This is a genomic window from Cryobacterium sp. Y57 (assembly GCF_002929505.1).
In the GTDB taxonomy this organism is placed as follows: domain Bacteria; phylum Actinomycetota; class Actinomycetes; order Actinomycetales; family Microbacteriaceae; genus Cryobacterium.
This window is the reverse complement of the sequence record NZ_PJJL01000054.1, coordinates 43,780-59,741: the sequence shown is the minus strand read 5'-3', so window position 1 is coordinate 59,741 and position 15,962 is coordinate 43,780. Positions and strand designations below refer to the sequence as shown.

Annotated in this window: 12 protein-coding genes; 7 read left to right on the top strand and 5 right to left on the bottom strand. The window is 65.8% G+C overall.

Going from position 1 to position 15,962, the window contains the following annotated elements; genetic code table 11:
• The coding region (locus tag CXY72_RS04115) for a M23 family metallopeptidase (protein ID WP_146071045.1) at positions 1–1,281 on the top strand (1,281 nt) is incomplete at its 5' end.
• 67 nt (positions 1,282–1,348) lie between these two features.
• On the opposite strand, the gene CXY72_RS04110 is transcribed toward CXY72_RS04115, so the two are convergent.
• Positions 1,349–4,648, bottom strand: coding sequence for an efflux RND transporter permease subunit (locus tag CXY72_RS04110; protein WP_104126437.1), 3,300 nt, complete (start codon positions 4,646–4,648; stop codon positions 1,349–1,351).
• Between the two features lie 52 nt (positions 4,649–4,700).
• Here CXY72_RS04110 and CXY72_RS04105 point away from each other — a divergent pair, with 52 nt between their 5' ends.
• On the top strand, positions 4,701–5,315 hold the full coding sequence (locus CXY72_RS04105) for a YitT family protein (protein ID WP_233197649.1): 615 nt from the start codon (positions 4,701–4,703) through the stop codon (positions 5,313–5,315).
• 95 nt (positions 5,316–5,410) lie between these two features.
• Here the strand turns inward: CXY72_RS04105 and CXY72_RS04100 are convergent, their stop codons facing one another.
• A complete protein-coding gene (locus CXY72_RS04100; protein ID WP_104126428.1) occupies positions 5,411–6,589 on the bottom strand; it encodes a M20/M25/M40 family metallo-hydrolase in 1,179 nt (392 codons plus the stop codon).
• A 141-nt stretch (positions 6,590–6,730) separates the two neighbouring features.
• On the opposite strand from CXY72_RS04100, the gene CXY72_RS04095 reads away from it, so the two are divergent.
• From CXY72_RS04095 to CXY72_RS04080, 4 genes are all read left to right on the top strand, one after another.
• On the top strand, positions 6,731–7,525 hold the full coding sequence (locus CXY72_RS04095; protein ID WP_104126427.1) for a CPBP family intramembrane glutamic endopeptidase: 795 nt from the start codon (positions 6,731–6,733) through the stop codon (positions 7,523–7,525).
• A gap of 87 nt (positions 7,526–7,612) precedes the next feature.
• On the top strand, positions 7,613–8,521 hold the full coding sequence (locus CXY72_RS04090) for a DUF4097 family beta strand repeat-containing protein (RefSeq protein WP_104126426.1): 909 nt from the start codon (positions 7,613–7,615) through the stop codon (positions 8,519–8,521).
• On the top strand, positions 8,518–9,267 hold the full coding sequence (locus CXY72_RS04085; protein WP_104126425.1) for a PadR family transcriptional regulator: 750 nt from the start codon (positions 8,518–8,520) through the stop codon (positions 9,265–9,267). The genes CXY72_RS04090 and CXY72_RS04085 overlap by 4 nt, the downstream gene beginning before the upstream one ends.
• A 148-nt stretch (positions 9,268–9,415) precedes the next feature.
• On the top strand, positions 9,416–11,557 hold the full coding sequence (locus CXY72_RS04080; protein ID WP_104126424.1) for an APC family permease: 2,142 nt from the start codon (positions 9,416–9,418) through the stop codon (positions 11,555–11,557).
• A gap of 37 nt (positions 11,558–11,594) precedes the next feature.
• Here CXY72_RS04080 and CXY72_RS04075 read toward each other — a convergent pair whose 3' ends face one another.
• Complete coding sequence (locus CXY72_RS04075; RefSeq protein ID WP_104126423.1) at positions 11,595–12,680, bottom strand: NAD(P)-binding domain-containing protein; 1,086 nt, start codon at positions 12,678–12,680, stop codon at positions 11,595–11,597.
• Positions 12,681–12,832: 152 nt separating this feature from the next.
• Between CXY72_RS04075 and CXY72_RS04070 the strand changes: the two genes are divergently transcribed.
• Complete coding sequence (locus CXY72_RS04070) at positions 12,833–13,126, top strand: DUF3073 domain-containing protein (RefSeq protein WP_104126422.1); 294 nt, start codon at positions 12,833–12,835, stop codon at positions 13,124–13,126.
• A 125-nt stretch (positions 13,127–13,251) separates the two neighbouring features.
• Here the strand turns inward: CXY72_RS04070 and purM are convergent, their stop codons facing one another.
• Both purM and purF read right to left on the bottom strand, forming a co-directional pair.
• Complete coding sequence (purM, locus tag CXY72_RS04065) at positions 13,252–14,373, bottom strand: phosphoribosylformylglycinamidine cyclo-ligase (RefSeq protein ID WP_104126421.1); 1,122 nt, start codon at positions 14,371–14,373, stop codon at positions 13,252–13,254.
• A complete protein-coding gene (gene purF / locus CXY72_RS04060) occupies positions 14,370–15,959 on the bottom strand; it encodes an amidophosphoribosyltransferase (protein ID WP_104126420.1) in 1,590 nt (529 codons plus the stop codon). Before purF ends, purM begins: the two co-directional genes overlap by 4 nt.
• Between the last annotated feature and the right edge of the window lie 3 nt (positions 15,960–15,962).

Genomic DNA, 15,962 nt, shown 5'->3' with positions numbered 1-15,962 from the left:
CCGCTCCCCCCGGCGGACCCCTCGCCGGAACCGACTGACGGTCCCATCCCGCCGGTGGCTGTATCCCCGCAACCAACCCCCAGACCAACCCCCAGACCGACGACCGATCCGATTCCGGTCGCACCCACCGATATCGTGACGGCGTCAGCTCAAGCAGAAGCTGCGGCATCCGCTCAGGTGACGGCCACTGCCCGGGCGACTGCCGCACGAGCGCGCGCCGAACAGCGTGCCGCGGCCGCGCAGGTCGCAGCCCAGCGCGCTTCCGCCCAGGAACTCAGCGTGGAACGGGCCGCAGCGTTGACGACGGCCCTCACCCACTCGCAAACCATGCAAGCCGCGCTCGACACCGCTCGCGGCGACCTGACAGCAACGCGAGCAAGTCAGACGAGCGCGCAGGGCCGCTCGACTCTCGTTCACCGACTCGCCGTCGAGGCCTCGCAACAAGCACGAATCTCTGCCCAAAGCTTCGCAGTGGTCGCACGCAGGCTCGCCCAGCAACAACACGGTGCCGGAATCGCCGACGTTTTTCTCGGCGGGCACTCGCTCGGCAACGTGCTCGACCAGCTCAGCACGCTCGACCAGCTGAACCGCGTGGCCGACAACATCGACACAGTCCAGGCCCATGCCGAAGCCGACCAGGCGCGATCAGTCAAGCTCAACCAGCAGGATGCCGAAACGCGCGCTGCTGCCAGCTCACTGCCCGTCGACGCAAGCCAGGCGACATTCGACGCAGCCTCGAGCGACTTCGAGGCGGCAGGTCTGGCGCTCGTCACCGCAGCATCGCAGGCATCGAACGCCGCCGCAACCCTGGCGGCACTCGATGTGCGCCCGATCATTCGCACCGATCTTGGTCAGCTCAACGAGCAGGGTTGGGCCAACCCCGTGCAGGGTGCCATAACGGATGACTTCGGGCCACGCCCGATTCGTCCGCTCCCCGGAGTTGGCGCGTTCCATTACGGCACTGATATCGGGGCGAGCTGTCGGGCACCCGTTTTTGCAGCCACGTCGGGAATCGTGCGGGCAGCGGGCTCCGTGGGGAGTTACGGCAATTGGATTTTGATCGACCATGGGGAGGGTGTGCAGACGGGCTACGCCCACCTCGCCAGCGGTGACACCCTGGTCGCTGCCGGTGATCTGGTCACCGCCGGCCAGCAGATTGGCAGCGTCGGCAGCACCGGTCTGTCTACCGGCTGCCACTCCCACGTCGAGGTTCGGGTCGATGGCGTGCGCATCGACCCGCAATCATTCTTTCTCAACCGCGGCGTCGTTCTCGGCCGTTGAGGGCACGGCGCAGCCGCCTGACCTTGCGGGCCTGGAACAGGCGGGGAAGGGTTTGATTCGGCTGAACTCAGGCGATCCGACGCAGAGCGCGCCGCTCTCGGGCGCCTTCGACCAGTAGGTAGAGCACCGGAAGCACGATCAGGGTCAGCACAGTCGAGGAGACGAGCCCGCCGATGACCACGAGGGCGAGCGGCTGGGAGATGAATCCTCCGTGGCCGGTGAGGCCGATCGCCATCGGCACCAGGGCGAAGATGGTGGCGAGCGCCGTCATCAGAATGGGCCGCAGCCTGCGGCTCGCGCCGGCGACCAGTGCGTCGAACACCGCCAGGCCGCGCCGCCGGTACTGGTTGACCAGGTCGACCAGCACGATGGCGTTGGTCACCACGATCCCGATCAGCATGAGCACCCCGATCAGGGATGGCACGCCCAGCGGAATGCCGGTTACGACCTGGAGCGCGATCGCCCCGGTCGCCGCGAACGGCACCGACACGAGCAGCAGCAGCGGTTGCAGCAGCGACCGGAACGTTGCCACCATCACGATGTAGACGATGAGAATGGCCACCAGCATCGCCACTCCAAGCTGCTGAAATGCCTCGGCCTGATCGGCGCTGACCCCGCCAAGCGTCGCGGTCGCTCCGGTCGGCAGCTTCGTGTCAACGAGCATCTGGCTCAGCTGCGCGTTTGCCGTGCCCAGATCATCGCTCGCGGGAGTCGCCGAGACGGTCGCCGTGCGCAGCCCCTTCGTCGTCGTGAGGGTGCTCGGTCCCTCGACCTGTTCAACGGTGGCGAGGGTGTCGAGGGCGACCGATCCTGCGCGGGTCGGGATCTGCAGGGCTGCGAGATCAGCGGATGTCGTCGGCGGCGACTGCGCCGACAGGTACACGGTCAGGTTGGTCTCGTCGATCACAAGCGATCCAATGGAGCTCGGCTGCATGGCCCGTGACACGAGCGTGCCGAGAGCGAATTCGCTCAACCCGGCAGCAGCCGCAGCCTTCCGGTCGACCGTGACGGCCAGGTACGGAAGCGAGGAGGCGAGAGTGTTCGCGCTCTCCCTGATCGCCCCGAGTTTTTGCACTGCAGTGAGAATGGACGTCGTCGCGGTCTGGAGGTCGGCATCCGTTGCGGCCGTGATTTCGACGGCGATGTCGGAGGAGGCCCCGAATCCGCTTGCCGCAGCCACCGAGATCTCGCCCACGTCGCCCAGTGCCGCCAGTGCTGTGCGCGCCTGGTTTTGCACCGCATCGGCGTTGGCACCGTCGGCTGTGGTGATCGAATAGGTCACGGCGCTCGAGCTGGGCGCACCGCCGCGGAACGCGCTCGCTGCGCTTCCGCCGCCGATCGACAGCTGCACGATGTCGATACCGTCGAGGCCCTGCAGCGCGGTCTCGACCGAAGCGGATGCCGCATCCTGCGCGGCCAAGCTGCTGCCCACTGGCAGTGTTTGCGTCACTCGAAAGGTGTTCTGCCCGGTTGACCCGAGAAAGTTCACCTTCATGAACGGCACGAGCGCGGCCGTTCCGCCGAGCACGAGAACCGCTAGCAGCAGCGTCGCGACGGCATGCTTGAGCGTGAATCGAATGACCGGCAGATACCTCTGCTGCAGCCGTCCCGGGTTCTCTCCGGCCTCGGCTGCTGCCGATAGCCCGATTGAAGCGGATGCCGCTGCTGCGTGCCGCGAGTGGGCGCCGTTCGCCGGAGCGAGCGCGTGATCCACCGCAGCCGGACCGGCACCGAGCACGCCGTCAGCGGCCAAGCCAGCAGGGGCCAATCCGGCAGTGGCTGCCTCCTGCGGCACGATTCCGGGTGCCAGGTCGGTGGGGCGCTCATCATCGACAGCCACCAGAGTTCTCGGCGCCCGCAAAAACCAGAACGCGAGCACGGGAACGATGGTCAGTGACACGAGCAGCGAGGCGAGCAGGGCGATCGTCACGGTGAGCGCGAATGGGCGAAACAATTCCCCGGTCGATCCGCCAACGAAGGAGATCGGCAGGAACACCGTGACCGTGGTGACCGTCGACGCGGTGATGGCCCCCGCCACTTCGCGCACCGCGAAGACGATCGTGGCGGCGCGGTCGGCGCCGGCAACAAGGTGCCGTTTGATGTTTTCAATGACCACGATCGAGTCGTCGACAACCCGGCCGATGGCGATCGTGAGCGCTCCGAGGGTGAGGATATTGAGCGAATATCCCACTCCCTGTAAGCCGATGAAGGTGATCAGTACCGAGGTCGGAATCGAAATGGCGGTGACAAGGGTGGCGCGCACCGAAAGCAGAAACAGCAGAATCACGATGACCGCGAAGCCGAGACCGAGCAGACCTTCCTGGGTGAGTGCGTCTATCGACTGCTGGATGAACGGCGCCTGGTCGAACACGACCGTGAACGTGGCCGGTGCGACGGCCGCCTCGAGCTGCGGCAGGATCGCACGCACCGCCCTGGACACGTCGACCGTGTTCGCGGCGGGCACCTTGGTGACGGCGATAGTGAGGGCCGGTTTGCCGTTTACCCGGGAAATGCTGGTGATCGGGTTTTGCACCAGGGCGACCGTCGCGACGTCGCCGATGGTTGTGGGGGCGGCATCCGCTGCGGCACCGATGCCAGCACCGACGCCGGCGCCGGTGAAGCCGGCCGAGCTGGCCACGAGCGGGAGCGCGACGATGTCCTCGACCGAGCCGAGTTTGCTGCCGGCCTGCACGGACAATGTCGTGTCACCCTCGGTGATGGCGCCGGCCGGAACCAGCGACCCGTTCTGCTGGAGTGCATCCCGGAGGTTTTGCGTGCTCCACCCGCGCGCGGCGAGCTCATCGACGTTGGGCGTGATCGTGACGCGGCGGCCGATATCGCCGACCAGGGCGGCGTCGCGCACGCCGGCCACGTCCCGAATGTCACCGAGCACGCTGCGCTTCAACTGGTCAGCGAGCGCCACGGTGTCACTCGAGGCGACCGCGAGCGAGATCACCGGAAAGTCATCGATACTGCCGCTGATCACCTGCGGGTCGACGTCGGCCGGCAGCACGCTCTTAATGCGGTTGATTGCCTGGTCGATTCGGGATTCGGCCTTGACCAGGTCGGTGCCGTAGGTGAACGTGGCGCTCACCAGCGACGAGTTGGTGTTGCTCGTCGTCGATGTCGTTTCGAGGCCGACGAGGCCCTGGATGGCGGTCTCGATCGGGGTTGAAACGTCGTCGTTGACGACCTGCGGCGACGCCCCCGGGTAGCTGGTCGACACGAGCAGCTGCGGGAGCTGCAAGGACGGAATGAGCTCCTGCTTGAGGCCGGTCAGGGCCAGGCTGCCGAACACGGCCGCCACAATGGTGATGAGGGCGATCAGTGCCCGGTTCTTCATGCTCACTACCGCGAGAAAATGCACCCGCTCAGTATGCCAGTACACACAGTGCGCCCGACCTTTAGACTGAATCCTCGTGACTCGTCGACTGATCCAATTGCTGATTGGCCTTTTTCTCTACGGAATCGGCATTGCACTGATTGTGCGCGCTGGTATCGGCGTGGCCCCCTGGGATGTGCTCACCCAGGGGATCGACAATCACACGCAGCTCGGCTTCGGGCTGATCACGATTCTGCTGAGCGGGGTCGTGCTCCTGCTGTGGATTCCCATTCGACAAAAGCCCGGTGCCGGAACGCTGCTGAACGCCGTGCTCGTGGGGCCGGCAGCCGATGTAGGCCTGTGGCTGATTCCTGCCAACCTCGATCTCTGGGCGCGCATCGTGCTGTTCGCTATCGGTCTCCTGACCGTGGCCGTCGCCACCGGCCTCTATATCGGGGCGCACTTCGGCCCCGGCCCGCGCGATGGCCTGATGACCGGCCTGCACAAGCGCACCGGCTGGAAGATCTGGATCGTGCGTACCGGCATCGAGGTGATCGTGCTCGGCATCGGCTGGGCGCTCGGAGGCAACGTGGGAATCGGCACCGCACTGTTCGCCGTACTGATCGGCCCTCTCTGCCAGCGCACGATCCCACTCTTCGCAATCAAGCGTGCCGTCCGCGCGGCCGATCCCGCCCCCGCCACAACCGCCTAGGGGCGCCGAACGGTGCGCGAAAGGATGCGGTCGACGGAGGACAACATCAGGTCGCGCGCACACTCCGTCTTCCCCAGGTCAAGCGGTCAAGCGGATCAGATGGCTGCAAGCCCGCAGAACTCGGTGATCGTGCCCTCGAGAATCTCGGCGAGCGCCCGCACCGATTGCGCGTCAGCCCACTCGATGTCGGCGTGCAGACCTTCACCGTCGGCGCCGAAAACGACGCAGGGTATGCCGGCTTCAAGAATGAGTCCCGCGTCGGTCCAGAACGGTTCGCCTCGCGTGACCGCTGGGTGCCCGAGGACCCGCTGCGCATTGGCCGTCAGCGCCCGCACGATAGGCCATTGCGGCTCGGCCTCAAAGGCAGCGCGGGCCACCAGTCTGGTCAGCGCGAACTGGAACTGCGGTTCTTCCACAGTCAACGCGGTCAAGAGTGCGAGCAATTCGGTCTCGACACTCTCGGGTGACTGACCGGGCAGCATCCGTCGTTCGACGGTGAGTACGCAGCGAGCAGCGACCGTGGCCGCGTCGTCGCCGCCGGCAATCTGCGACACCCGAACGGCGCCGTGGCCCAGGGTGGCATGCGCCGGGGCTGCGTTGAGCCGTTGCTGCAGGCCGTCGAGGGCGCGTAACACGAGGCCGGCATGCCAGATGGCGTCGACGCCGAGCTCGGGCTGTGAGCCGTGTGCGGCGCGGCCGGTCAGCTCGAGTTCAAACCAGGCGAAGCCGCGGTGCGCTGTGGTGAGTTCGAGGCTGCTCGGCTCGACCACCAGGGCGGCGTCGGCCCGAAAGCTGCGCAGCACCTCCTCGGTGCCGATGCTGCCGAATTCTTCGTCGGCGACCAACGTCACGATCACATCCCCGGCCAACTCACCAGCGGATGCCCGCGCCGCCGCCACAAGAATGGCCGCGACCCCGCTCTTGGTATCGACGGCCCCGCGCCCGTACACCCGGCCGTCTCGGAGATCGCCGCTGAACGGATCGATCGCGCCGAAAGCGACGCCGACCGTATCGAGGTGGGCGTTGAGCATGAGTGAGCGGCCGGTGCCGGTGCCGGTGCCGGTGCCGCGCTTCACGCCGACGACCGACGGGCGCCCGGGGGTCTGCTCCAGCACCGTGACGTCGAAACCGTGCTGCCGCAGCCATTCACTGCACCAGATCGCGATCTCGCCCTCCCCCGAGGCTCCCGGCACGAGGTCGGGATTGACCGAATCGATGCGCACGAGCTGCTGCAAAATCGTGACGGGGTCGCTCGCAGGGGGTAGACGGGTCATCCCTAAAATCTAGGCCCTCCCGCGAGTGCCACAGAATCGTTGCTGCCGGCGTGGTGAAGCATCCAGTCGCCCGCATCGCGGTGCCACGCAACCGTTTGCCCGATCTCTCGGAATTGGGCGCTGCTCTCGGTAGGGTGCAGCATGGGCGAAAGGGCGCGGTGGGGGCTGGTTCCGGCGGCGCTGGTGAGCGCATCCGCTGTGCTGCTCTGTGCCTTGCGGATGCCGCTTCCCGGCTACGCGACGCTGGCCGCAGCGCTCGTGCTCGCGTTTCTGATCGACCGGGCTTTGTTTCGTGACCTGTTGCTGCTTGCCATTGGTCTTGGCATCATCAGCTCGATCTCGGTCGCGGCGAACATCAGCTACCCCAACATCGCGCTCATGGGCACGGTACTGAGCCTGTCGGTGCTCGTGCCGTACCTGCTCTCGCGCTACTACTTTGGGGACCACGCGATTCGATTTCCGATTCGCACCGGGCAGCGCTGGACCAGGCTCGAACGGGCCTACCTGCCGCTCGTGGTGCTGCTCGGATATCTTATTCTGCCGAGCTATTTCATCGGAAGCGGTGCGTACCAGAACTGGCCAGCGGTGACCACGCCCGATGAGATCGCCCGGCTGTTCGTGGGTGTGGGTTTTGTGGGCATCTGGGATGAACTGTTCTTCATCTGCATCGCGTTCGCCCTGCTGCGGCGGCATTTCCCCGACTGGCAGGCGAATATCCTGCAGGCCGTGATCTTCTCGTCGTTCCTCTGGGAGCTCGGCTACCAGTCGTGGGGTCCGCTGCTGACCGTGCCGTTCGCGCTGCTGCAGGGATACACCTTCGCCCGCACCCGATCGCTGACCTATGTCGTCTGCGTGCACCTGCTCTTCGACCTGGTGGTGTTCCTCGTGCTCGTGCACGCTCACAATCGCAACTGGCTGGCCATTTTTCTGTACTGACGCTCGTGCACCTCTCAGGAACGCGCTATATCGTGTCTTCACAACACGCGATATAGCGCGAGTTTATATTTGTGAAAGGACAACCCAGTGTCACTGGAAAAATGGCTGGTCACCCCCGGGCAGACCAAGATAATCGACGTCGAACTGGTGCGTAAGCTCAAGGTCGGCCTCATCGGCGGGACGGTCGACATCATCGGCCACGACGAGCCCGGTGCGCGCATCGAAGTGCACGGCGTCCTCGGCAAAGACTTGAAGATCTCGATGGACGGCGACCGCCTCGAGATCGACCACCCGCAGCTGCGCTGGGATAACTTCATCGAGGTGTTCGCGTCATTTCGTGGCACCGCACGCGCCGAGGTGAGCATCTCCGTCCCCCGCGACGTCGCGCTTCGCTTCGGAGTCGTCACGGCCGATGCCCTCGTCTCAGGACTGCGCAACGACGCCAAGCTCAGCACCGTCTCGGGCGATATTGTCATCGACGACGTGCAGGGCAACCTCGACCTCAACGCGGTGAACGGAGAAATCTCGGTGCGCAATCACGTCGGAGCGATTTCCGTGCACACCGTATCGGGCGATATCACAGCCAGCGGCAGCATCCGTCAATTCACGCTCGACGGGGTCTCGAGCAACGTGTTCCTCGACCTGGCCGGTTCGCCGGACCAGATCGTGACGAACACGGTCAGCGGCAACCTCACTGTGCGGCTCGAACCCGGCGTCACCGCGCGCTACCACCTCAACACCCTCTCCGGCACACTCCAGCTCGACGAGCACACCGTGCGCACCGCTTTCGGCAAAGGCTACGAGGGCTCCACCGGCGCCCTCGACGGCAGCTGGCTCGACCTGCGCTCCAACTCCGTCTCTGGCGACATCTCGGTCGTGCGCACCGAGACCGTGCGCACCGAGACCGTCGGCGCCGAACCAACCAGCGCGACAGCAACCAGCGCAGCGGATGCCGCACCGCCAGCCTCCCCCGATACCCGGCAGGACCCGGCATGAGCGCCATGTTCGCCCACGGCAGCCTGCGCCTCTACCTGCTGAGTCTGCTCGCCGAGCGGCCCCGCCACGGCTACGAGCTGATCCAGACGCTGAGTGACCGGTTCGGCGGAACGTACAGCCCGAGCGCCGGCACGATCTACCCGCGGTTGGCCAAGTTCGAAGAGGAAGGACTCGTCACCAAGCAGTCCGACGGCCGCAAGACCGTCTACGAGATCACCGATGCCGGGCGCGCCGAACTGCTCGCCCGCAACGGCGAACTCGGAGCACTCGAAGACGAGATGACTGACTCCGTGCGGCGCCTCGCCGACCAGGTGCGAACCGGCGTCAATTCCGCCATGAAAACCCTGCGCGCCGACCTCGCCTCGGCCGCGCGGCAGGCCCGCGATGCCACCAAGGCCGACCCGCGCGGCTACGACGGCACAGCCGGTTCGTGGGATCCATCGGGCTCGCCGACCTGGGAGCGACCGCGCCCGACGCCGACAGCCGCCGAAGAACCGCCGCCCGAGACCTCGAGTACCGAGACCTCGACCACCGAGACCTCGACCACTTCGGCATCGACTGCGCGCCACGACTCCACGCGTGCTCTGCGCGAGGCTGACATGGTGCTGAATGAGTTTCGGCAGCAGCTGCGTGCCGACCTGCGCACGCGGGCCTACCGGTCCACCCTGTCGCCCGACACCGTGCCGTCACTCCGCCGACAGCTCGCCGACGTGCGCGCAAGCATCCTCGCCACCCTGCACCCGTAGCCCCGCACGGCCTGGTCTGGTCTGGTCTGGTCTGTAAGGCCGGCAATTTTCGGGACACGCCGTTTCTTTCGGCTGCGACGCACGGCGTGTCGAAAATTTGCCGGTTGGACATCGGCCGATCGATTTGACACGGAACCGGGTAGGTGTAATGTCAACCCTCGTGACACCCGAGGCGAATGCCCCCGTACCAGAGAACCGATCACCCAAGCGGTGGATCATCGGCGATCCGCTCCCCACCGAGCATTTAGACGGCCAACTGCTGCCCAAACACCTCGCCCTGCCCATCTTCGCGAGCGACCCGCTGTCGAGCGTGGCGTACGCGCCGCAAGAACTCCTCATGATCCTGACCCTCGGTGGGCTTGCCTTCCTGAGCTTCGCTCCGTGGGTCGCCGCGGTCGTCGTCGTGCTGCTCGTCGTTGTGGTCGCGTCCTACCGCCAGCTGATCAAGGCGTACCCATCAGGCGGCGGCGACTACGAGGTCGCCCACAAGAACCTGGGTGAGAAAGCCGGCTTGGTCGTCGCATCCGCCCTGCTGGTCGACTACGTCATGACCGTGGTCGTGTCGGTCGCGAGCGGCGTGGACAACATCATCTCGGCGATACCCGCGCTGGCCCCCCTGCGCGTCGAACTCGCCGTCGTGTTCATCATCTTGCTCGCGGCAGCCAACCTGCGCGGCGTTCGGGAGTCGAGCAAGGCCTTCGCCGTGCCGACCTACCTGTTCATCGGCAGCGTGCTGCTCATGATAATCGTCGGCCTTGTTCGCGCACTGCTCGGCGATGCACCGGTGGCCGAATCGGCTGGCTATGACGTGCAGGGCGAGAACCTCGCGCAGGCCGCTTTCATCTTGCTGCTGCTGCGCTCCTTCGCGAGCGGATGCTCCGCCCTGACCGGTGTGGAAGCGATCGCCAACGGGGTGCCAGCGTTCAAACACCCCAAGGTCAAAAACGCCCAGCGCACGCTCACCCTCATGGGCGGAATCGCCATCGTACTGTTCGTCGGGCTGACCACCCTCGCCCTCATCTCCCAGGTGCACTACGCAGAACGTGCCTGCGACCTGATTGGCTGGGCCGAGTGCGCCACGGCTCCACAGCGCAGCCTCATTGCGCAGGTCGCCGCGGCAACGTTCGGCGACTACTCCATCATGTTCTTCGTGCTGCAGGCAGCCACAGCGGCCGTGCTGCTGCTCGCTGCGAACACGGCTTTCAACGGCTTCCCGCTGCTCGGATCGGTGCTTGCCCGCGACTCCTACGCGCCGAAGTCGCTGAGCACGCGCGGTGACCGTCTCATCTACTCCAACGGGGTTGTGCTGCTCGCCCTCGCCGCCTGCGTGATCATGGTGGTCTATCGGGCCAACCTCACCGTGCTGATCCAGCTCTATATCATCGGTGTGTTCGTGTCGTTCACGCTCGGCCAGACCGGCATGGTGCGACACTGGCTGAAACTACTCAAGAAGAATCCGCCGAACCGGGGCTCGATCATTCTGAGTTTGTCGATCAACGGTTTCGGCGCGGCACTGACCGGTGTCGTGCTCATCGTCGTCACCGTGACGAAATTCACCCACGGCGCCTGGCTGGTGTTCGTGATGATGCCGGTGCTGTTCTTTCTCATGATGGGCGTCAACCGCTACTACCGCGACGTCGCGAAGGAGATCGAAGTCGACCCGATCACGACCTTCGGCTCGCAGGGCGATCATGCAATCGTGCTCGTGGGCAAAATGCAAAAGCCCGTGCTGAAGGCCCTCGACTACGCCATCGCGGCGCGGCATGTCAGCTTGGAGGCCGTGCATGTCTCCATCGACACCGTCGAGACCAAGGAACTCAAACGTGCCTGGGTCAGGCAGAACATCCAGGTGCCGTTACGCATCGTCGCCTCACCTTACCGCGACATCAGCTGGCCACTGATCAACTACATCAAGGAGCGTCGCGAGGATCATGGCTCCGAGGTCATCACCGTGTACACACCGATCTACATCGTCGGACATTGGTGGGAAGGCCTGCTGCACAACCACAAGGCGCGCCGGCTGCGTCAGAAACTCATGCTCGTGCACGGCGTCACCATTGCCCTTGTGCCCTGGCTGCTCGACTCCTCTGAGCTCATCTACGGCCGCCGCTCCCGTCCGATCCCCGGTCAGGACCGTCGCGGCGAGCCCGTGCGCTCCCGGCCGGTGTCGCGCCGGCCGCTCGCTCCCCCCACGGGATCGGCCGAGACCGCGACGAAGTCGACCCCGATCGTCGGAACTGTTCCGTCGCAGTCGCGACCGTCGGCATCCCGTCGCCGCAAGCGCAAGTAGCAGCGTCACCGCTCCAGCAGAACTGTCGGGCGTCGCGCTATAGCCTGGCCATGATCTGCCGGGCGATGATGCGACCGGCCCGATTGGCGCCGACGGTGCTCGCCTGCGGGCCGTAACCGGCGAAGAAGATGCGCGGGTCCGTCCAGGACGCACCGGATGTAACCGAGACGCCACCGGCCTTCTCGCGCAGCTTGAGCGGGGCCAGGTGTCGCAGCTCCGGGCGAAAACCGGATGCCCAGACGATCGCGTCGGCCTCGGTGAAGGTTCCGTCACTCCACCGCACGCCGGTTGGCTCAATGCTCGAAAACATCGGACGAGCCACGAGCAGTCCCCGGTCGATGCCGGCCGCGATGCGGCGGGTGACCGGCACCCCGGCACCGCTGACAATACTCGGGAGGGCTTTGCCAGCCCGGGCCGCGCGATCCTGCGACATCACGGCAGCTACAGCGGTCACCTCCGCGAGCTCGTCGGTGTGACTGAAATCGATCGGACGACGTGCTACCCAGGTCAACTCGCTCGCCACCCCTTCGAGCTCGAGCAGGAACCCGATCGCCGAGGTGCCGCCGCCGACGACGATCACCCGCTGGCCCGCGAATTCGTCGCTCGAGACGTAGGTCGCCGTGTGCACCTGGGTACCCTCAAAGGTGCTCGCTCCGGGGTAGTGCGGCACGAACGGCGCACCCCAGGTGCCGGTCGCGTTGACGATCATGCGCGCGTCCGTTTTCTGGTCACCGAACACCGGGGAACTCGTGGCCACGACCAGGTTCGACTGCATCGGAACGACGCTGGTGACGCTCACGGGCCGCACCACGTTCAGCTCGAAGTGCTGCTCGTAGTCGCGGTAGTAGTCGCTGACAACGTCGCGGGCCGGCACTGTGTGGTCGGCCGTGTCAAAGCTCAGGCCGAGTTCTTTCATGCCGGGAAGGTCGTTGACACGGTGCGCCGACCCGAGCTGCAGGGCCTGCCAGCGGTGCTGCCAGGCGCCGCCGGTGCTCGGGCCCCGGTCGAAGATAATGAAATCGCGGCCGGCCACCAGCTCAAATCGACGCAGGTAGAAGCCGACGGACAGCCCGGCCTGGCCGGCGCCGATGATGACGATGGGCACGCTGACGTTGCCCGTCATGTCCCCCCATTCCTACGGATTAGCCGTGCGAACGACGTCCGCGGGGCACAAGGCCCATCATGCTAAACTAAACTCTAGTTTTTACACATTCCGTTCGGCAAATCCCGAGGGTCTCGCGACCTGCTCGGCCAGGCATCGTAAGGGGGTCACGCATGGGGCGCGGCCGTCAAAAAGCAAAGCACACCAAGGTAGCTCGGGAGCTGAAGTACTTCAGCCCGGATACCAACTACAACGCGCTCGAACGCGAGTTGACCGGGCATCCATCCGATCCTCGCCTCGACGAGGACCTCGCCAAGTGGCCCGAGTACGAAGCGGACAAGGCCAAGAGTGCGAGCGGTGACGGAGCCACGGATTCGTCGGATTCCACGGAGGACGACGATGATCCTGACGATGATGACCGGTACGTGGACCACTACGCGCCCGAAGACGAGAAGAAGCGCGCCTAGTCCGTAACGGCGGGCGGTGATATCCGCTCGCCCGTGGCGCGCTGCTTGACTACGGTCGGCGTTTCATTCGGCGTTGCCCGTGTTGCCGACAGCAGTCGTGCCCTGCCTTCGACGGTTACGCAGCGCTACTTCGCGTACGTCCCGACGAGGCGCACTGCGCCGCCGTTGACGCCCTTGGCACCCTGCTCGAACCCGGTTAGGTCGTGCGCAGCGCGCGAGACGCGGCCGGTGACCCAGGCGGGAATTCCGCTCGTGGCCAGGCGGGCGATGACCGATGAGGCAGAGGCCGCATCCACGACGGCGAACATACCCACTCCGAGGTTCCAGGTTCCCTCCGCGCTTTCCAGCGTGGACCTGGCCATGTCGCCGAGCACCCGGAACACGGGCGCCGGCGACCAGGTGGACCGGTCCACCTCGACCCACGACCCGACGGGTAATACGCGAGCAAGGTTTGCGGCGATGCCGCCGCCGGTGACGTGGCTGAGCGAGTGGATGGCGCCGGCCAGCTCGGGCTCATCGAGCACGTCGAGCAACGGGCCGGTGTAGAGGCGGGTCGGCTCCAGCAGGACTTCGCCGACCATGCCGCCCAGTTCAGCCGACATGTCGGTGTAGCCGATGCCGCGTTGCGCCAGGATGTGGCGCACGAGCGAGTAGCCGTTGGAGTGCAGGCCGCTGGAGGCCAGCGCGATGACCACGTCACCGGAGAGCACCTTCTCGGCGCCGAGCACCTGGTCGGCCTCGACCACGCCGGTGGCCGCGCCGGCCACGTCGTAGTCGTCTGGGCCGAGCAGGCCGGGATGTTCGGCGGTTTCACCACCGACGAGGGCGGTTCCGGTCTCGGAGCAGGCGCGGGCGATGCCGGCCACGATCGAAGCGATGCGCTCGGGCACGACCTTGCCGCAGGCGATGTAGTCGGTCATGAACAGCGGGCGCGCACCGACCACGATGATGTCGTCGACGACCATGCCGACCAGGTCTTGGCCGATGGTGTCGTGCTTGTCGATCGCCTGGGCGATGGCGACCTTGGTGCCGACACCATCCGTCGACGTGGCCAGCAGGGGCTGGCGAAATTTGGTGAGGAACGACACGTCGAACAAGCCAGCGAAGCCGCCGACACCGCCCCAGACCTCGGGGCCGTGGGTCTTGGAGACGGCCGACTTCATAAGCTCAACGGCAAGGTCACCGGCCCGGGTGTCGACTCCGGCTGCTGCATAGCTCGCGTTGGTCGAAGTGCTGGAGTTGCTCATTCTGGTCTTCCCGGGTCACCGAACGGTACTTGGCCCAATCGCGCAAGGGCTTCTTCTCTGCGTACGGCCGGCTCCAGTACGGCTTCCAGTTCGGAATCCGGGCCGGGGTCGCATCCGTTGGAGGCGGCAGGGCGCTCGAGCAGGTTCTTGCCAAGGTGCTGCGCTTCCGGCAATGCGATCGGGTAGATGCCCGTGAAACAGGCGGTGCAGAGGCGTTCGCGCGGCTGTTCGGTGGCTTCGATCATGCCGTCTTCGGAGAGGTAGCCGAGGCTGTCGGCGCCGATCGACTGGCGTACTTCGTCAATTTCGAGGCCGGTTGCGACGAGTTCGGCGCGGCTGGCAAAGTCGATTCCGTAGAAGCACGGCCAGGTGATCGGCGGGCTCGAGATGCGCACGTGCACCTCGGCGGCGCCGGCCTCGCGCAGCATGCTCACGAGAGCGCGTTGTGTGTTGCCGCGCACGATCGAGTCATCGACCACGATGAGTCGTTTGCCCTTGATCACGTTCTTGAGCGGGTTCAACTTCAAGCGGATGCCGCGCTGCCGGATGGTCTGCGACGGCGCGATGAACGTGCGGCCGACATAGGAGTTCTTGACTAGGCCCTGGCCGAACGGGATACCCGACGCCTGCGCGTAACCGATGGCTGCGGGGGTGCCGGATTCCGGCGTGGGAATGACGAGGTCGGCCTCGACGGGGTGCTCGGCGGCGAGCCGGCGGCCCATTTCGACCCGGGCTTCGTGCACGCCGCGGCCCGCGATGGTGGTGTCGGGGCGGGCGAGGTAGACGTACTCGAAAACGCAGCCCTTAGGGTCGGCCTTCGCGAATCGTTGTGTGCGCAGCCCGTTCTCGTCGATGGTGATGAGCTCACCCGGCTCGACCTCGCGCACGAAGCTGGCGCCGACGATGTCGAGGGCCGCGGTCTCGGAGGCGACGACCCAACCACGTTCGAGGCGACCGAGCACGAGCGGCCGCACCCCCTGCGGGTCGCGGGCCGCGTACAGGGTGGTTTCGTCCATAAAGACGAGGCAGTACGCGCCGCGGAGGCGCGGCAGCACTTCGAGCGCTGTGGCTTCGAGAGTGTGGTCGAGATCGCCGGTGAGCAGGGCGGTGATCACTGCAGTGTCGGTGGTGTTACCGCGGGCCAGTTCGCCATCAACCTGCGGATATCGTTCGCGCACGAGCTGCAGCAGCTCGGCGGTGTTGGTGAGGTTGCCGTTGTGGCCGAGGGCTACCGTTCCGCTCGAGGTACGGCCGAGGGTCGGCTGCGCGTTCTGCCAACTCGATGAACCCGTCGTGGAATACCGGGTGTGGCCGACGGCGATGTGCCCGAGCAGGGTACTCAGCGAGGCCTCATTGAAGACCTGCGAAACGAGTCCCATGTCTTTGTAGATGAGGATCTTGCTGCCGTCACTCGTGGCGATTCCAGCCGATTCCTGACCGCGGTGTTGCAGCGCATACAGCCCGAAGTAGCTGAGTTTAGCTACCTCTTCGCCGGGAGCCCAGACACCGAAGACGCCGCAAGCGTCTTGCGGCCCCTTTTCGCCTTGAAGAAGATCGTGATTTAACAGTCCGTCGCCACCGGGCAAGCC

What these genes read in the sequence shown, in the direction of transcription:
- CXY72_RS04085 (WP_104126425.1), top strand. Translation starts at nt 8,518, where the DNA reads ATGAGCGCCATGTTCGCCCACGGCAGCCTGCGCCTCTACCTGCTGAGT.
- CXY72_RS04075 (WP_104126423.1), bottom strand. Translation starts at nt 12,680, where the DNA reads ATGACGGGCAACGTCAGCGTGCCCATCGTCATCATCGGCGCCGGCCAG.
- CXY72_RS04080 (WP_104126424.1), top strand. Translation starts at nt 9,416, where the DNA reads ATGTCAACCCTCGTGACACCCGAGGCGAATGCCCCCGTACCAGAGAAC.
- CXY72_RS04070 (WP_104126422.1), top strand. Translation starts at nt 12,833, where the DNA reads ATGGGGCGCGGCCGTCAAAAAGCAAAGCACACCAAGGTAGCTCGGGAG.
- CXY72_RS04100 (WP_104126428.1), bottom strand. Translation starts at nt 6,589, where the DNA reads ATGACCCGTCTACCCCCTGCGAGCGACCCCGTCACGATTTTGCAGCAG.
- purM (WP_104126421.1), bottom strand. Translation starts at nt 14,373, where the DNA reads ATGAGCAACTCCAGCACTTCGACCAACGCGAGCTATGCAGCAGCCGGA.
- CXY72_RS04095 (WP_104126427.1), top strand. Translation starts at nt 6,731, where the DNA reads ATGGGCGAAAGGGCGCGGTGGGGGCTGGTTCCGGCGGCGCTGGTGAGC.